This window comes from Amycolatopsis sp. NPDC102389, assembly GCF_044765885.1.
GTDB lineage: Bacteria > Actinomycetota > Actinomycetes > Mycobacteriales > Pseudonocardiaceae > Amycolatopsis.
This window is the reverse complement of record NZ_JBIWKX010000012.1, coordinates 137139-154948: the sequence shown is the minus strand read 5'-3', so window position 1 is coordinate 154948 and position 17810 is coordinate 137139. Positions and strand designations below refer to the sequence as shown.

The following is a 17810-nucleotide window of genomic DNA, read 5'->3' as shown; positions in this document are numbered from 1 at the left end:
GCTCTGCTCCTGTTCCTACCCGCGGTTCCAGGCCACCACGTGCCCGGGGATTCCGGCGAATTCCGCCCCGATACCGATCTCCTCGGCCAATCCCGCCAGCTCGCCTTCACCCCGGACCGCGATCCGGGGTGGCGTCGCGGTTTCCTCCCGGACCAGGGCGACCGCGACCTCGCCCGCCGACGCGACGGCCACCGCCAGCGGTGGCAAGACCCGGCCGTGCAGCCCGGTCACCCTGGTCCCATCGGCGCTCACGCGGAGTTCCGCCGGGTAAACGCCGTCCAGGCCGAGTTTCGCGCGGACCGCGTCCTTGATCGCGATCCGCTCCAGCAGCCAGCCGCGCTGCCGTCGTGGCGAGCAGGCGGCGAACTCGGCGCGTTCCTCCGCGCCGAGGTAGACGCCGGCGTAGATGTCCCGCGCGGCGGGGCTCGGCCACCGGTCGGTGACCACCGTCCAGCCGCCGTGGTGGTCCTCGGAAAGCCGGTGCCGGTCCGGGAAGGCGTAGACCCGGTGGGCGGGCCGGTCGCACGGGAACCGGATGTCCCGCCACTGTTCGATCCGGGCCAGCACGGCGCCGTCCAGCACCAGTTCCGCGTCCATCTCCAGCACGTCCGGCCGCGGCAGCCGGACCCGGACCACGCAGCGCAGCTTGGTGCCCGGCGCCGGTTCCGGCGCGAACCAGGCGACCCGGCCCATCGACGTCGGGAACGCCAGCAGCGCGTCCGCCTTGGTGGCCATCAGCCAGCAGCCCAGCAGCTGGCCGACGTTGTCCAGCAGCGCGCCGGGCGCGGACGGGACGACGAGGTCGCCGCGGATATGCCGCTCGCCGAGCCCGATGAGCTTGTCGAGCCCTTGGTACGCGGGGCCGTGGAACATCTCGCGGCGGGTGTAGATCTCGGCGGCGGTCAGCGGCGGCGCCGTTTCCGGCCCCGGCGGCGGAGACGGCCGCGGTGCCGTCGGATACCGCTGCGCCAGATGGACGTCCATGCTGGCGTGCGGTCCGATTTGGACACTGATCCGGTCGCCCTCGCGGGTCATCGAAAGCGGCACGCGCACCGCCGGGGCGGCGATCAGCCACCGGGAGAACGCCGCGTTGCTCACGCCCGTCGCGACCGTGCCCGGCCAGGCCCGTTCCGCTTCCCGGCAGGCCAGGTCCACCAGTGTCGTCGCGGGAACGGTGGGACGGAAGTCCGCTTCCTCCGGCCAGTCCTCGCGCTGGCGGAAGAACCGATGGTCGACCAGGTAAGGCATCGTCGCGAGCGATACGTCCACAATGGACTCGAAGGTCCGCCGTGCCGCGGCGTTGGCGACACTCGCCGCGGCCTGCCGGGTCTCCGCGAGCAGCGCGGTGAACTCCGCGACGATCGCGTCCGGGATCCCGTCGGCCAGTTCGGGAACCGCGCCATCGAACATCCCTTTGACGTCGCCCTCGACCGAAAGCAGCGATCCCGCCGTGTCTATCCGGGTCCGGCGCGGCTCCAGCGCGTCGAACGCGGGCCGCCCGCCCTCCACCCAGACCGCGGTGGCCACCCGGCGCAGCTGGGCGAGACCGGGCCTCGTGCCGGACGACGCCGGGATGACCAGGTGCGGCCGCGAGCCCAGCGTGTCCGACACGAACGATCCGAGCTGGCCTGCACCCGCCTGCACGAAGACCCGGGCGCCGTCGGCGTAGAGCGCGTCGATGAGCTCCCGGAACCGGACCTTGCGCACCAGATGGGCCAGGTACAGCTCGCGGACTTCCACCGGATCCGCGGGATACGGCCGCGCCGTGGTCGCCGACCAGACCGGGATCCGCGGCGGCTTCAGGTCCAGTTCGGCCACGAGCCGGGTGAACGGGCCGAGCCGCGACCGCATCAGCGGGGTGTGGAACCCGGACCGGAACGGCAGGGTCCTCGCGACGACACCGTGCTGGGTGCACAGCTTGGCGAGCCGGGCAGCGGCGGCCGGGTCACCGCAGACGATCGTCTGCCGGGGTGCGTTCTCGTGGGAGACCATCAGCTCCGGTTCGGCGGCGAGCAGTTCCTGCGCCCGCTCCGCGGAACAGCCGAGTACAAGGAATTCGGCATCCGGCAGCGTGAATCCCTGTGGCCAGTACCGGTTCAACATGTCCTCTGTGGACTGTCCGGAGTACATCCCCGCCGCCTGCATCGCGGTCCATTCGCCGACGCTGTGCCCGGCGACGAGGTCGGGGTTGATGGCGAGCCGTCGTAACGCGGTGTCGAGCAGCAACCCGACCTGGGACACGCTCGACGCGCGGGAAAGCACACTCGTCGTCGACCACTCCGGCCGTTCCAAACCGAAATGCCGGGCGACGTCGGCACAGCGCGGTTCCGCGTCCGCTTCCAGGCCCGGGTAGGCGAACGCGGTCTTCGCCCCGGCCTGCTCCAGCAGGGGAGCGGTCGTGCACCAGATGTCGTTGGGACCGTGCCAGGAACCACCCTCGGCCGCGACCTTCGCCAGCACCCTCCGCGCGACTTCGAGCCGCTTCCCGGTCGGCCCGACGATCCCGATCCGGCACGGGCCGTGCCCGCCCGACTCCGGATCCGGTCGATCGAGCTGGGCGCGTAGTCCGTCGAGTGTGGCCGCCGCGAGCAGCAGGACACGCTCGGGCTCCCCGCTCACCTTGGCCCGGCGCGGCCGCGCCGGCGCGGGGTCGGCCTCCTCCAGCACCACATGCGCGTTGACACCGCCGAAACCGAAGGCGTTGACCGCTGCCCGGCGCGGGACGTCACCCGACAGCCACCGTTCGGCGTCGGCCAAGACACGGAACCGGGTCTTGTCCAGCAGCGGGCTCGGATCGGCGCAGTTCAGGGTCGGCGGCAGGACGGCGTGGTGCAGGGCGAGCGCCGCCTTGATCAGACCGGCCGCCCCGGCGGTCGGCATGGTGTGCCCGATCATCGCCTTCACCGCGCCGATCGCCGCGCGCGGCCCGTCCGGCGGGCCGAACACGTCGGCGAGGGTGGCCAGTTCGGCGGCGTCCCCGGCCGGTGTCGCGGTCCCGTGCGCCTCCAGCAGACCGAGCGCGCCGGGCGCGGTGGGATCGAGGCCCGCCGACGCCCACGCTCGCCGCAGCGCCAGCGTCTGACCGGCGACAGCCGGGCTGAGCAGGCTCGCGCCCTTCCCGTCACTCGACGTTCCGGAACCGCGCAGCACCGCGTAAACCCGGTCGCCGTCGCGGCGCGCGTCGTAGAACCGTTTCAGCACGACCATCGCGGTGCCCTCACCGATCAGGAGGCCGTCCGCGTCCCGCGAGAACGGGTTGATCCGCTGGCTCGGCGACAGGGCGCCGAGCTGGGTGAACATCGACCAGAGCGTGTCGTCGTGGCAGTGGTGCACGCCGCCGGCCAGCACGATGTCGCATCGGCGGCGGACGAGCTCGCCGATCGCCTGGTCCACCGCGAGCAGCGAGGACGCGCAGGCGGCGTCCACCGTGTACGCGGGGCCGCCGAAGTCCAGGCGGTTGGCGACCCGCGACGCGGCGAGGTTCGGCACCAGCCCGATCGCGGTGTCGGGCCGGAATTCGCCGAGCGGTTCCAGCAAGGCGTCCCGGAGCCTGTCGAGCATCTCCGGACGCGCCGACGGCAGGAGATCGCGGACGGCGCCGGTGATCTGGCGGACCGACCGGACCCGCTGGTCGAACCGCTGAAGCCCGGGCGAGAGATAGCCTCCCCTGCCGAGGATCACGCCCACGCGTTCGAGATCGCCCAGCCGTCGCAGGCCGCCGGCGTCGTCGACCGCGGCGGCGGCCACGGCCAGCGCGACCAGCTGGTCTGGCTCCATCCCGGCGACCGTGCTGGGCGCGATGCCGAGGGCCGTCGCGTCGAAGTCCAGGCTGTCGGCTACGAACCCGCCGCGCCGTCCGTAGGTGCGGTCCGGGGTGCGGCCGTCACCGTCGTGGAAGCTCGGGTCCCAACGGTGCGGCGGGATCTCGGTGATCGCGTCCGTACCGGAGACGATGTTCTGCCAGTATTCGTCCACAGTGGACGAGCCGGGGAGGAAGACGCCCATCCCGACGATCGCGACCGGCTCCTGGTTCACCACAGCGACGCCGTGTACAGCACGGAGCGGACGTCGGCCGGGCCGTAGGCCAGCTCACGCAGGAGCGCGGCGGCGCCTTCGTCCGGGTCGATCAGTGCCACCTCGCGGCGCTCGTATTCCCGCGCGAGCTCGGGCGACACCATGCCCGCGTGATCGTCCGAAGGCGCCCAGGGTCCCCAGTGGACGGTCAGCGCCCGGCAGCCGGTGCGGTCCGCCCATTGTTCGCCGAGGGTTTCCAGCGCGTCGTTCGCCGCCGCGTAGTCGGTCTGACCCCGGTTTCCCAGCACCGCGGCGATGCTGCCGAAGAAGGTCACGAACCCGGGCCGCACACCGAAGTGCTCCAGGGCGTCGAGCAATGCCCGAGCACCGTCCACTTTGGTCCCGTAGACCGTGCGGAACGACTGCTCGTCCTTGTCGGCCATCAGCTTGTCGTCGATCACGCCCGCCGCGTGGACGACGCCGTCGATGCGGCCGTGCCGGGTGTGCAGGTCCTTGACCACCTGCCGGACGGCGGCCGCGTCGCGCACATCGAGGGACCGGTAGGCCGCGGTACCGCCCGCCGCGCCGATCTGGTCGAGCGTCCGCGCGATCTCACGCTGGGCCAGCACGGTGCGCACCCGGCGTTCGATATCCGCCAGCGAACCGCCACGCGCGGCCAGCGCCGAGCGCATGCCCGGCGCGTCACCGGGAAGGTCCTCGTCGCCCGGTTCGGCGGGCCACGGGGTGCGGCCTGCCAGTTCGATCCGGCATCCGCTCGCCGCCAGCGCGACCGCCGCCCGCGCGGTGATCCCGCGGGCGCCGCCGATCAGCAACAGCACCGAATCCGGGCCGAGCCCGAGCGCCTTGACCTCGCCACCGCCGGGCCCGGCGCCCGCGTACGCGATCGAACCGAGCGAGCCCGCCGAAGGCTCGAACGCCGCACGTCCCGCGGTGTCGTAGCGGACGGCCACCGGTCCGTCGGCGACCGCCTCTTCCAGCACTATCCGCGCCAGGTCCACTGTGGACTCCAGTTCGACCAGCCTGGTCGGTTCGCTCCGTTCCCGTGCCGCGGCGCGGACGAGACCGCGCAGTCCGGCGGTGTGCCCGGCGCCCGCCCTCGCCACCACGACCACCGCGCCCTTCGCGCCCTTGAGCAGGCCGAAAACTTGCGCCGCGACGGGTTCTTCGGCCTCCGACAACGGGTTCAGCACGACGGTGATGTCGGCCTCGTCGGCCGGAAGGGCGCCCGCGTCGGCGAACACCGCACGAACCGAGTCGGCCAGTTCCTCCTGACCGGGCTCGAAGCTCACCGAAACCGTCTTACCGGTCACCTTGGCGAGATCGGGAGTGCCGAGGGGCGCGGAAACGCGGTCGAGCAGGTACCGGACGGGCTCGGTGCCGGCCGGGGCCACGGTGGGGGCCTTCGCCACGGTGACCGGAGCGGCCGGTTCGAGCCACTTCCGCAGCCGCGCGGCCAGCGCGCTCGCCGTCCGGTCGCGGCTGAGCTGATCCTGGGCGTCGTCGTGTACTCGGCCCGAGAGGCCGAGCTTCGCGAGCAGCGAGCCCGCGATCTCGGTGCGTTTGATCGAGTCGATGGAGAGATCCGCTTCCAGATCGAGATCGGCGTCGATCATCTCGGCCGGATAGCCGGTGCGTTCGCTGATCGCGCCGATCACGGTGGCCAGGACATCCGTGACAGCGGCTTCCGAGACCTCCGCGACCGGTTCCGGCTCGGGCACGACGACCGGAGCTTCGACCGGCGGGAGCAACGCCGGCACGACCGGCGCCGACACCGGAGCGGGGGCGAGCGGCGCGGTACCGAGGTACCCCAGCATCACATCCCGCTGCGCCGCCAGCATTTCGCGGCTGGTGCGAAGGAATTCGACGACGGCCTGGTCACGTCCGGGCGCGGGCTGGTTCATGGTCGTCCTCGGGATTCGTCGGGCGGGCACGAGCCCATGGGCGGGGACCTCGCCACCAGGCGCGCGGACGGTCTGGCCGTCTACGGTCCAGGCAGGTTTGGGAAGCGGGCCGACGCGGACACGGCCGTGGAAGAGCCGCTCGGTCCGCACCTCGACACCGGTGAGCGCCAGGCGCGCGAGCGCGGTGAGGAAGCCTCGCAGCCCCGGCCCGCCGGGGTCGCACGCGATCACGGTGTGCGGGCGGTCGCCGAGGATTTCCTTGGCCAGCCGGGAAAGCACCTGTCCCGGCCCCGCCTCGACGAACGTGCGCGCGCCCGCCGCGTACATGTCCTCGATCAGTTCGACGAAGCGCACCGGCGAGCCGATCTGCGCCGCGAGCTCGGCGCGGACCGCTCCGGCTTCGTACGGGCGGGCGGTGCGGTTCGACCACACCGGCGGACCGGGCTCGCCGATCTCGGCGTTGTCGAGGTCGACGGCGAACACACCGCTCGCCCCGGCCACCAACGGACTGTGGAAGGCGCACGCGACCGGGATCCGTTTGGCCCCGATCCCCTGTGCCCGAAGTTCGCGCACCGCCTCCTCGATGGCGACCGTCGGTCCGGAAAGGACGGTCTGGCCGGGCGCGTTGTGGTTGGCCAGTACGACATCCGGGTGGTCGAGGGCGGCGGCGAGTTCGTCACGGGAGGCCTTCACCGCGGCCATCGCGCCCGGGTCGGCGCCCGCGACTTCAGCGATCGAGCGAGCCCTGGCCCGGCTGAGCGCCACCAAGGTCGGGGTGTCGAACGCGCCCGCCACCGACAGCGCGGTCAGTTCGCCGTAGCTGTGCCCAGCCAGCAGATCCGGCCGGACGCCGAGGTCGGCGAGCAACCGGCAGACGGCCGACTCGACGAGCCCGAGCGCGGGCTGGGCGACCCGGGTGTCCTTGAGCGCCTCCTCCTGCGCGGCGCGGGCGTCCTCGGTGAAGGCGCGCGGCGGGAACGTGGCCGCGGCGACATCGGGCGCGAGCCTCAAAACGTCGGCCAGTTCAGGGAAGTGCACGAACAACTCCGCCAGCATCCCCGTCCGCTGGCTGCCCTGGCCGGGGAACAGGAACGCGAGCGCGCCGGCTTCAGTGTCTTTCGCGACGAGCCCTCCGCCGTTCTCGGCGGCCTCGCGCAGTTCAGCGAGGTCACTCGCGACGACAGCGAGCCGCACGGGGCTGGATCCGCCCCGTTCGGCGGCGAGAGCGGCGATCTCCCGCAGTGGACGTCCGTCGTTGGCCGCCAGCAGCTCCCGCAGCGCCGCGCGCGCGGTGTCCACATCGGACCCACGGAGGAGGACCAGCTCGGCGTCCCAGTCGCGCGGGCCGTGCCGCCGTCCTGGCGGGACGGTCGGGGCGGCGAGCACCGCGTGGAAATTGGTCCCACCGAACCCGAACGCGCTCACTCCGGCGAACTCGCGTCCGCGCGGAACCGGCGTCGGCCGGGCGCCGGTGGAGAAGGTGAAGGGGCTGCTCTCGGCGTCCCAGGCGGGGTTCGGCCTGCTCAGGTGCAGCGTGGGCGGCACGACCTCGTGCCACAGCGCCAGCGCCGCCTTCATCAGGCCCGCCAGCCCCGCGGCGCATTTCGTGTGCCCGATCTGGCTCTTCACCGAACCCAGCGCGCACTGGCCCGGTTCGGCGCCCGCGGCGAGGAAGAACTCGGTGAGCGTGGTCAGTTCGGTGGCGTCGCCGACGACCGTGCCGGTGCCGTGCGCTTCCACCAGCGAGACGTCCGCCGGAGACACCCCGGCGTCGCTGTACGCGCGGGCGAGGGCTCGTCGCTGTCCTTCGGGACGCGGCGCGGTGAGGCCGAGCGCCTTGCCGTCACTGGCGGCGCCGACGCCCTTGACCACGGCGTAGACGCGGTCGCCGTCGCGTTCGGCGTCGGAACGCCGCTTGAGCACGAGGCACGCGACGCCCTCGCCGAGCGCGATCCCGTCCGCCGACGCGTCGAACGGACGGCACCGGCCGGTCGGCGACAGGGCACCCGCGGAGGTGAACATGAGGTAGTCGTTGACGCCGTTGTGCAGGTCGACGGCGCCGCACAGGACCATCGAGCTCGTACCGGCCCGCAGTTCCTTCACCGCGAGGTCCAGCGCGGCCAGCGAGGAGCCGCACGCGGCGTCCACGGTGTAGTTGGCACCGCCGAGGTCGAGCCGGTTGGCGATCCGGCCGGAGATGACGTTGGCGAGCGTGCCAGGGAACGAGTCCTCGGTCAGTTCCGGCAACTGCGCGAGAAGCTCTTCCGGCACGTCTTCGAGGTAGCTGGGCAGCAAGGCGCGCAGGACACCGGCGTTCGCCAGATCTCCCCCGGCCTCGGCGCCGAAGATGACGCTGGTGCGCTCGCGGTCGAAGCCGCCGTCGCCGTAGCCGGCGTCTTCGAGGGCACGCCGCGCCGTTTGCAGGGACACCAGCTGGGCCGGGTCGATACTGCCCATCGACTTGGGCGGGATGCCGTACGCGAGCGGGTCGAAGTCCACCGGGGGCAGGAAACCTCCCCATTTCGACGTCGACTGGTCGGCGTAGACCTCGGTGTCCCAGCGCTGATCCGGCACCTCGGTGACGGCATCCGCACCGTGCAGTACGTTCGACCAGAAGGCCGGGAGATCGGGTGCCCCGGGGAATACACAGGCCATCCCGACGATCGCGATGTCACCGTCCACAACGGACTCCTCGGTGGGAATGCGGGCGGCGAGCAGTTCCGCCGCTCCTTCGGTGACTTCCCGGTGCAGGGCGGCGATTCCGGTGCGGTGTTCGCGCAAGACGGTCACCTGTCCCGCCATGTACATTCCCTCGGCGAGCTGGCCGAGCGTGTCGACCTCGACGAGCGCGCCGCCTTCCCGACGGAGGCCCTTGCTCGCGATCCGCAGCCGCCCGGTGTTCAGTTCCTCCAGACGTTGCCAGGCCTCCTGCGGCGGGACGCCGTCCGCGCGGAGGCCGGCCTTCAGCGCGGCGAACTCGTCGGTGTACGGGCTGGGCAGGCAGCGCGTGAGATGTCCGGGCGCGGTCTCGAGCGTGACCGTCGACGCGGCGCCGAGCACCCGGTCCTGGAAGGTCTCGGTGATGGCGCCGTGGGTCACGGCTTCTTCGGTGAACAGGTAGGCGGTGCCCATCAGGACGCCGACGCCACCGTTCAGGGGCGCCGCCATCGCCGAGACCATCGCGGCGGACCGGGCGTCGTGGATCCCGCCCGCGAACAGGACTTCGACGTCTTCGGCGCCGTGTTCACGCAGGACGTCCAGCTGCTGCTCCCACAGCACGAAGCTCGACCGCGGGCCGATGTGCCCACCGCATTCGGCGCCCTCGAAGACGAACCGGCGGATCCCGGCGTCGAGGAACTGACGCAGCAGGATCGGTGACGGAACATGGAGGAAGGTCGCGATGCCCTCGGCCTCCAGCGCCTTGGCCTGCGCGGGTTTCCCGCCCGCGATCAGCACGCAGCGCGGGCGCGCCGCCCGGATCGCCGCGAGCTGCTCGGCGCGCAGGGCCTCCGGGACGAACCCGAGGATGCCCGCGCCCCAAGGCCGTTCACCGAGCGCTTCGGCGGTGTGGCCGAGCAGTTCGGCGGTCTTGGCGCCGTTCGCGGTGGCCACCGCGACGAACGGGAAGCCGTCGTGCGCGGCGACGGCGGCGGCGAAACCGGGCTGGTCGCTCACCCGCGTCATCGGCCCCTGCACGACCGGCAGACGGGTCCCCAACGTGCGGCACAGCCGTACGCCTTGGTCCGAGGGGATCGCCGACGGCGCCGCGAGCGATCGCACGATCGAGCGGACAGCGCTTTCCGCGTCCTCGAAGCGATTCGCGAACAACGCGGAGAGCCCGTCGTCGGCCCTGGCGAGTTCGTTCCGGGCCGCCGCGGACACGTCGGCCTCCGGGAACAGGCCGAGCCCGTCGAGTACCACGCCCGCCGCGCCGCCGGCGATCGCGGCCACCGCCGTACGCGGCCCGATGCCGCCGTACGCCCACACCGGGACGTCCTCGCCGAACCGCGCCAGCAACCGCTGCAGCAGGACGAACGTGGTGAGGTCGGACCCGCCCGCCTCGGCTCCCTTCGCCACCAGACCGGAGGCGCCGGTGTCGAGCATCCGGACGGCCTGCTCGACACCGGTCACCTCGGCCAGCACGGGGAGGCCGGCCCTGCCCCGCCAAACCGCCCCCTCGGCCAGCAGGACGAGCCCCGCGCCACTCTCCCGCACTTCTTCGTCCCGCACGTGGCGGCCCGCCGGGATCCGGACGCCGAACGGGCAGCCTCCGTCCACTATGGACCCGAGCTCCACGACTCCGAGCCCGCCGCCCCTGGCGACGGCGGCCGCCAGCCCCGGATCCGGACGTCCGAGCGGGTTGACGCCGAGTACCCGCGTGCGCGCCGTCGCATGACTCACCGGCGGACCTCCTGTTCGGCTGGGGCTGGTCGAACCTCGCCGGGTTCGGCGATCTTTCAGCGGGATTCCCAAGAAATAACCTACTTGCCGCAGAGAGCGCAATACTCTCGTACGAAAACTCGGAAAACAAGGGAACGCATGCTAAAGTCCGGCGCCGGAAACAAATATGTCGACACACCCAGAACAAGCCCCTGACCTGCACTTTTATCACGTGCATCGCATATTTTGACAACGCGTTGCTCACCGGCATAACAAAACGGAAGAATTGTCACCGAAAGCAGAATCGATAACCATGGAGCGCATGTGGAAGTAACAGGACGAGTCGTCGTGCTGACCGGCGCGGCACACGGTATCGGCGCCGCCATGGCCAGGCGGTTCGCCGCCGAGGGCGCCGCCGGGGTGGTGGTCTCCGATCTCGACCTCGAGGCCGCCGAAGAGGTCGTCGCCGGGATCACCGCCTCGGGCGGCACCGCGATCGCGCGCCACGCCGACGCGTCGTCCAAAGAGGACTTGAAGATGCTGGTGACCGAGGCCCGCGCGGCGTTCGGGCCGGTGGACCTCTTCTGCTCCAACGCCGGTGCCGCGTTCGGGACGGGCGTGCACGCCGCGGACGAACAGTGGACGCGGTCGTGGGCGATCAACGTCATGCAGCATGTGCACGCCGCGCAGGTCGCGCTCCCCGCGATGCTGAGCCGGGGCCACGGATACCTGCTGATCACGGCCTCGGGCGCGGGCCTGCTGGGCACCCCCGGCGACGCGCCGTACTCGGTGACCAAACACGCGGCCGTCGGGCTCGCCGAATGGCTGGCCATCACTTACCGCCCGCGGGGAGTGCGAGTCAGCGCGCTGTGCCCGCTCGGCGTGCGGACCGCGCTGCTGGAACCGGGTATCGCCGCCGGTCACCCCGCCGCGCTCGCGATCGCCGCCGCCGCGCCACTGCTGGAGCCGGAGGACGTCGCGGAGTCCGTCGTGCACGGGCTGGCGTCGGAGGAGTTCCTGATCCTGCCGCACGAATCGGTGCGGGAGACCTACGCCCGCAAGGCGGCAGGCCTCGACGAATGGATCGACCGCACCATCCTCGAAACCGGCGCGCGGAAGAGGTGACCATGGAGTACCGCAGGCTCGGCGCGAGCGGATTGTCCGTCAGCGAGATCTCCTACGGCAACTGGCTCACCCACGCCGACGGCGCGGAATGCGTGCAGGCCGCGCTCGACGCGGGCATCACGACCTTCCACACCGCGGCCGCCTGGGACGGTGGTGCCGCCGAAGAGAACCTCGCCGCGGCACTGAGCCACGCGCGCCGCGACGATCTCGTCCTGTGCACCGGCGTCTTCTGGCCGGAAGGCCCGGGCGTCAACGACGCGGGCCTCAGCCGCAAACACCTGACCACGTCGCTGCACGGCTCGCTCCGGCGCCTGCGCACCGACTACATCGACGTCTATCAGTTGCTGCGGTTCGACTACCGCACACCGCTGGACGAGACGTTCCTCGCGCTGTCGGATCTGGTGCGGCAGGGGAAGATCCTCTACGCGGGCACCGCGGAATGGACGGCGGAACAGCTGCTGGAGGCGCGGCCGATCGCCGAACGGCACGGCGTCCCGCTGATCGCGAACCAGCCGCACTACTCGATGCTCTGGCGGGTCGCCGAGGCCCAGGTGATGCCGGTGTGCGAACGGTCCGGGATCGGCCAGTTCGCCTCGGTCCCCCTCGCACAGGGTGTGCTGACCGGCAAGTACCGGCCCGGCGAGATCCCACCGGGCTCACGAGCGGCGAAGGCCGGCGAGGCGCGGCCGTTGCTCCTGCCGGACCTCCTCGAACGCGTCGGCATGCTGCGCGGCGTCGCCGACGAGGCCGGGCTGACCATGGCGCAGCTGGCGCTCGCGTGGACGTTGCAGCACAACACCGTCGCTTCCGCGGTGACCGGCGCGAGCACCGCCGCCCAGGTGACCGAGAACGCGAAGGCGGCCGGCGTCGTGCTGGACCTCGATGCGCTGACCCGGATCGATCACCTGCTGGGCAGTTTCGTGCAGACGGACCCGAGGCTGACCTGGTCACCGCCCGCGACCACCTGACGCCTGCTTCGCCGGTCCGTGAAGGCCTCCTTCCCTACCCTGAAGGTAGTGAAGGAGGCCTTCACGGCGGTTTCGCGTGATGGGCTGGACGACACGCGCGAGACCGGGGTCGCGCCGCGTGTCGTCCGTCTGATGGCGATTGGCGCGATCGGATCATGAGGGCGAGGCAGTCCGCAGGATGGCCTCGAACCGTCGTTACATTTTGGACGGTCGTTTCACTTTATGCACACAACCCCGCAACGTGCGCCAGCGCTTCGGTCAGTCCGGCCGTCTCATCGTGCGGAGCGGCCCAGGCGACATAGCCGTCCGGCCGCATCAGGAAGGTCTGATCGGAGTCCGCCTCGACGAGCCGCACCCGCCCGCTCACGGCGGCACGGCTCTCGTCGGCGCGGGCCACCAGGAGCGCGCGGCCGTCCTCGGACACCAGCGGCAACGGAGCGAACCGGCCGACCAGCGGATGCGCGGCATCCGGTGCGTAGTCGATCTCGGTCCCGTTCCCCATCGCGATGAAATGCCGCTTGGCCGCCGGGATCTCCAAGGTCTCCTCCAGCACCTCCCGGAGCGCGGCGACCTGCGGGCCGGGGCGCATCAACGCGACCTGGGCCCTGGTGTTGCGCAGAACGCGCTCCCCGACCGGATGCCGCTCCGCGGTGTATGTGTCCAATAAGGACTCCGGAGCCGACCCCCGGACGACCAGGCCCAGTTTCCAGCCGAGGTTCATCGCGTCCTGGAGCCCCAGGTTCAGCCCCTGCCCACCGATCGGCGAATGCACGTGGGCGGCGTCGCCCGCCAGCAGGACCCGCCCCCGCCGATAGGTCGCCGCCTGACGGGTGTTGTCACTGAAGCGGATTCCGCCGCCGAACCGGACGACTTCGACCTCGACCCCCGCGACGCGGCTGATACTCGCCCGCATCTCCTCGGCCGTCAGCGGCGCGTCCCGGTCACCCGGTCCGCCGTCGAACTCCATGGTGGAGATCTCGCCCGGCACCAGCGACGTGTGCACCATTCCGCCGGGGCCGTGCATGGTCGACTTGACCGCGCCGGGGTTCGCGAGTTCCACCGCGGCGACCCGGCCGGTCATCGTCGCGTCCGTACCGGGGAACGCGATCCCGGCCCGCTTCCGCACGACACTGCGGCCCCCGTCGCAGCCGACCAGATACGCGGCCCGCTCGGATCCGCCGTCGGCGAGCACGGCGCGGACCTCCGAGCCCTCCTCGACGAGGTCGACGACTTCGCAATCCGTCCGGATCCGGACACCGAGCCCGGTCGCCCATTCCGCGAGGACCCGTTCCAGCACATGCTGTTTGAGCAGGAACCCACTGGCCGCCCCCGGCGAGACCTCGTCCTCGACGAGCGGCAGGCCGGCGAAGTGCCCCCTGGCGCGACTTCCCTTCATGAACGGCGAAAGCCCCGGCGCGAGCGTCTCCTGCTGCGCCTTCGAGAAGGCCTCGGTCAGGCCACGCAGCCGCAAGGACTGCGACGTGCGGCCGTTGATGCCGCGCAATCCGAAGCTCCGGTTCCGCCTGGCCGCCCCGTCGGCCGCCTCCAGGACAAGCGGATCGGCACCGGCCAGCCGAAGCTCACCCGCCAGCAGCAGGCCGACCGGTCCCCCGCCCACGATGATCACGTCGTTCACGGCAACCCCGTATTTACGGTGTAAATGTACGCTGTAAATATGATAGATACACCGTAAACCTGTCAAGCGAAAGGCGTGGGATGACGCGGAGAGAACCGTTGAACCGGGAGAAGGTCCTGGACGCGGCGCTCGCCTTGGCCGGCGAGGAAGGCCTCAAGGGACTGTCGATGCGCAAACTCGCCAAGACGCTCGGCGTCGAAGCGATGGCGCTGTACAACCACGTCCGGAACAAGACCGACATCCTCGACGGCATCGCGGAACGCGTCTACAGCGGGATAGAACCCGCCGACCCCGGCGCACCCTGGCCGGAACGGGTACGGGTCACCGTACTCAACATTTATCGCGCCCTCGCCCGGCATCCGGTCGTGCCGATGGCGCTGGCCACCGACGAGGCCAACCCGAACTCGCTGCGCGCCCTGCGGCCGGTCGACGATCTCGTCGGCACGCTCTACGAAGCCGGCTTCGAGGACGACGGGATCCGCCAGACGCTGGGCGCCCTCAACAGCCTCGTCTTCGGCTCCCTGCTGCTGACGACCGCCGGCTTCACCACGACGCGCCGCGGCGAAGCCGAGCAGGAGCAGATGGACCATTACCTGCGGAGGATCGATCCGGCGGTCTTGCCGAACTTCAGCCGCGCGTTGCCCGCGCTGAAGGCAGCCGATCCCGAACGGGACTTCATCCGCGCGCTGGACCTGCTGATCAGCGGCCTCGTCGCGGCCGCACCAGGAAGGTCGTGAGGTTGTCGAGTGTCTGCGAAGGCCAAGTCGTATGACCGCTGGCCAGGTGAGCCGAGAGTAGCTCGTCAACGAGGCTTGGCGCCTCCTTGACTGTCCATAAGGGACACCGATCGAGGTCGAGAGTGACCGATTCGCGTGCTTTGCGCGGCTTCGCGACCCCCACGCAGAACTGCACATAGTGGATACAACCGGACTTTTAGTCACCAGCGAGCGTCCCTTGTGGACACCGCCACCGGTGTCCGTGAAGGCCTCCTTCCCTACTCTCAAGGTAGGGAAGGAGGCCTTCACGGAGCTGGCGGTGCCGGGCCGGCCACTCGCCCCCGCCGCGGTCCGGTGCCCGAGGACCGTCCTGCCGGGGTCAGCTCAGGCTCGAGCAAGGCCTCGCATCGGGATCCTGCGCGCCCTTGGGCACCCACCGCACGTTCGCGAACGAAGCGGAGAACTTGCCGTCGGTGTACACCAGGAACGGCGTGTTGACGTTCTCCAGGTCAAGCCCGTTGGCGAAACACGACACCGGGATCTTCACCGTCGACTTCGGCGCCCCCGCCAGATCGGTGAACAGCTTGGTCGCGTTCACCTCGGAGAAGCACGGGTAGACGCAGTGCATGCTGATCACCGTGCGGTTGGCGGGCGCCTCGTGCACCACCGTGTCGAACTCCAGCGCCGCGTCGGCGTTGAGGTAGCCCCGCAGATCGTTGGTACCGGCCGGATTCTGGAAGTAGAGCTGCGCCGGGCCGGTGCCGGTCCACGTCGCCTTGAGCCCGTCCTGCTGCACGTTCACGTCCGACTGGACGACGCCGATCTCAGCGTGTGCGGCGGTGCCGTCCGGGCCGATCTCGGTGCCGCCCCAGTTCTCGGCGGAACCGATGAAACCCTTGTACGGCGCGACATCGGTGCGGTTGAACACTTCGAGGTCCTCGGTCGCGGTACCGCCGCCACCGGTCGAGCCGCACGTCACCGGCCCGGTGGTCTCGTCCAGCTGCCCGACCGTGACGCGCTGCCCGGTCTTGAGGCCGTAGCCGAGCTTGAACAGCGGGTCGTAGTCCGCCGAACCCGCGTTCAGCGGCGTCTGACACGCGCTCTTCGGCCACGAGTACGGCAGCGCGCCCTTGAAGCCGCCCTTGACCAGGACATCCGCGACGCCGCCGCCTTCGGTACCCGGCAGCCAGGCCGCGACGAACGCGTCGGAGCGGTTGATCTCCTTGTTCATGTACAACGGACGGCCGCCGACGTAGACGGTGACGACCGGAGCACCCTTCCCGCGAACCTTGTCCAGCACGGCCAGATCCTCGGGGTAGAGCTTCGAAGCCTCCAGCGTCTTACGCGTCAGGTCGCCGACGCCTTCCGCGTACGGGGTCTCGCCGATGACGGCGATGACCGCGTCGTAGCCCTTCGGGTCGGTGTCGCCCTTCTCATCGAAGGTGACGTTGACGTCGCCGAGCTGCTGCTTGAGCCCGGCGAGGATCGACGTGGCGTTCGGGAAGTCGGCGTTGGTGTTGCCGGTCCCCTGCCAGCTCAGTGTCCAGCCGCCGGTCTGGTTCTGGATGCTGTCCGCGCTCTTGCCGACCACGAGGACCTTCGACTTCGGCTTCAGCGGCAGCACGTTGCCGTTGTTCTTCAACAGCGTCTGCGACGAACGGACGGCGTCGCGCGCCAGCCAGGTCTCCTTCAGTGCCTCGTCGGAGTTGGCGTAGGACCGGTCCGACGGCTTCTGCGCTTCGTACAGCCCGGAGCGCAGCTTGACGCGCAGGATGCGGGTCACCGCGTCGTCGATCCGCGACAGCGGGATCTGGCCGCCGTTCACCTGGGCGACGGTGTTGGCGATGAACGCCTTCCAGTCGTTGGGCACCATCACGATGTCGATGCCGGCGTTGATCGCCTGCGGGCAGGAGGCGTTGGTACAGCCGGGAACCTGGCCGATGCCGTTCCAGTCGGACACGACGAGACCGTCGAAGCCCATCTTGCCCTTGAGGATCTGGTTCAGCGCCTTGTCGCTGCCGTGCAGTTTGCCCTCGCCGATGCCGAGTTCGGCGTTGGTCCAGCTGTTGAACGACACCATCACGGTCTGGGAGCCCGCCGCGAGCGCGCCGTAGTAACCCTGGCCGTGGACATTGATCATCTCGGCCTCGGACGACGGGTTGACGCCCTGGTCCTGGCCCTTGAGGGTGCCGCCGTCACCGATGAAGTGCTTGGCGGTACCGATCACGCCGTTGTAGCCGATGCGTTTGGTCGAGCCGTCCTGGAGGCCGTTGATCGCCTCGTAGCCGTAGGCCCTGGTGATCCGCGGATCCTCGGAGAACCCTTCGTAGGTACGGCCCCAGCGGTCGTCCTTCACGACGGCCAGCGTCGGCGCGAAGGCCCAGTCCTGGCCGGTGGCGCGGATCTGCCGGGCCGTCGCCGCGGAGATGTCGCGTACCAGGCACGGGTCGTGCGCCGCGCCGAGCCCGATGTTGTGCGGGAAGACGGTGGCGCCGTACACGTTGTTGTTGCCGTGCACGGCGTCGATACCCCAGATCACCGGGATCTTCGTCCTGCTGCCCTTCGCGGCGTCCCAATAGGAATCGGCGAGTTTCAGCCAGTCCTGCTGGGAGGCGTGCTTGTCCTTGTTCGGCCACGAGCCGCCGCCGTTGAGGACCGAGCCGATCGAGTACTGCCGGACCTCGTCGGGGGTGATCGCGGCGATCTCGGGCTGTGTCATCTGCCCGACCTTCTCCTCGATGGTCATTCCCTTGAGGATTTCGGCGATCCGCTGCTCGTCACCGGCCTTGCCCTTGAACCGGCTCTCGACCTTCGGCCAGTCGGCGAGCGTCGGCAGGCTCTTCTCGATGCGGGCGCAGCCGTCCCGGTCGAGCGCGGGTTTCCCGATCACCGGCTGCTCGGCGGCGACGGCGGGAGTGGCCGCCACGGCCCCGCCGAGCAGGGTGAGACTCATCAAGGCGATCAGCGGACTTCGGCGCGCACGGGCACGTCTTGCCATGGTCTGGTCCATTCTGCGGGAGGCGGGGACCGGCCGATCCTCACCGGGCCC

Annotated in this window: 7 protein-coding genes; 3 read left to right on the top strand and 4 right to left on the bottom strand. The window is 70.7% G+C overall.

Annotation, left to right across the window (positions count from 1 at the left end; all coding sequences use genetic code 11):
• Nucleotides 1-15 precede the first annotated feature (15 nt).
• On the bottom strand, nucleotides 16-4038 hold the full coding sequence (locus tag ACIRGA_RS14000; RefSeq protein ID WP_400940621.1) for a beta-ketoacyl synthase N-terminal-like domain-containing protein: 4023 nt from the start codon (nucleotides 4036-4038) through the stop codon (nucleotides 16-18).
• Entirely contained in the window at nucleotides 4032-10337 is a 6306-nt protein-coding gene (locus tag ACIRGA_RS13995; protein ID WP_400940618.1) for an SDR family NAD(P)-dependent oxidoreductase, read from the bottom strand. Before ACIRGA_RS13995 ends, ACIRGA_RS14000 begins: the two co-directional genes overlap by 7 nt.
• Before the next feature lie 303 nt (nucleotides 10338-10640).
• Between ACIRGA_RS13995 and ACIRGA_RS13990 the strand changes: the two genes are divergently transcribed.
• Both ACIRGA_RS13990 and ACIRGA_RS13985 read left to right on the top strand, forming a co-directional pair.
• The gene (locus ACIRGA_RS13990) at nucleotides 10641-11441 is read left to right on the top strand and encodes an SDR family oxidoreductase (protein ID WP_350583475.1); all 801 of its coding nucleotides are present in this window, start codon (nucleotides 10641-10643) and stop codon (nucleotides 11439-11441) included.
• Between the two features lie 2 nt (nucleotides 11442-11443).
• Nucleotides 11444-12409, top strand: a complete 966-nt coding sequence (locus ACIRGA_RS13985; protein ID WP_400940614.1) for an aldo/keto reductase — start codon at nucleotides 11444-11446, stop codon at nucleotides 12407-12409.
• Between the two features lie 220 nt (nucleotides 12410-12629).
• Here the strand turns inward: ACIRGA_RS13985 and ACIRGA_RS13980 are convergent, their stop codons facing one another.
• On the bottom strand, nucleotides 12630-14045 hold the full coding sequence (locus tag ACIRGA_RS13980) for an FAD-dependent monooxygenase (protein ID WP_400940611.1): 1416 nt from the start codon (nucleotides 14043-14045) through the stop codon (nucleotides 12630-12632).
• 80 nt (nucleotides 14046-14125) lie between these two features.
• Between ACIRGA_RS13980 and ACIRGA_RS13975 the strand changes: the two genes are divergently transcribed.
• On the top strand, nucleotides 14126-14782 hold the full coding sequence (locus ACIRGA_RS13975; RefSeq protein WP_400940608.1) for a TetR/AcrR family transcriptional regulator C-terminal domain-containing protein: 657 nt from the start codon (nucleotides 14126-14128) through the stop codon (nucleotides 14780-14782).
• Nucleotides 14783-15140: 358 nt separating this feature from the next.
• Here the strand turns inward: ACIRGA_RS13975 and ACIRGA_RS13970 are convergent, their stop codons facing one another.
• Nucleotides 15141-17714: a glycoside hydrolase family 3 protein gene (locus ACIRGA_RS13970; protein WP_400940686.1), complete on the bottom strand. Its 2574-nt coding sequence runs from the start codon at nucleotides 17712-17714 to the stop codon at nucleotides 15141-15143.
• Nucleotides 17715-17810 lie beyond the last annotated feature (96 nt).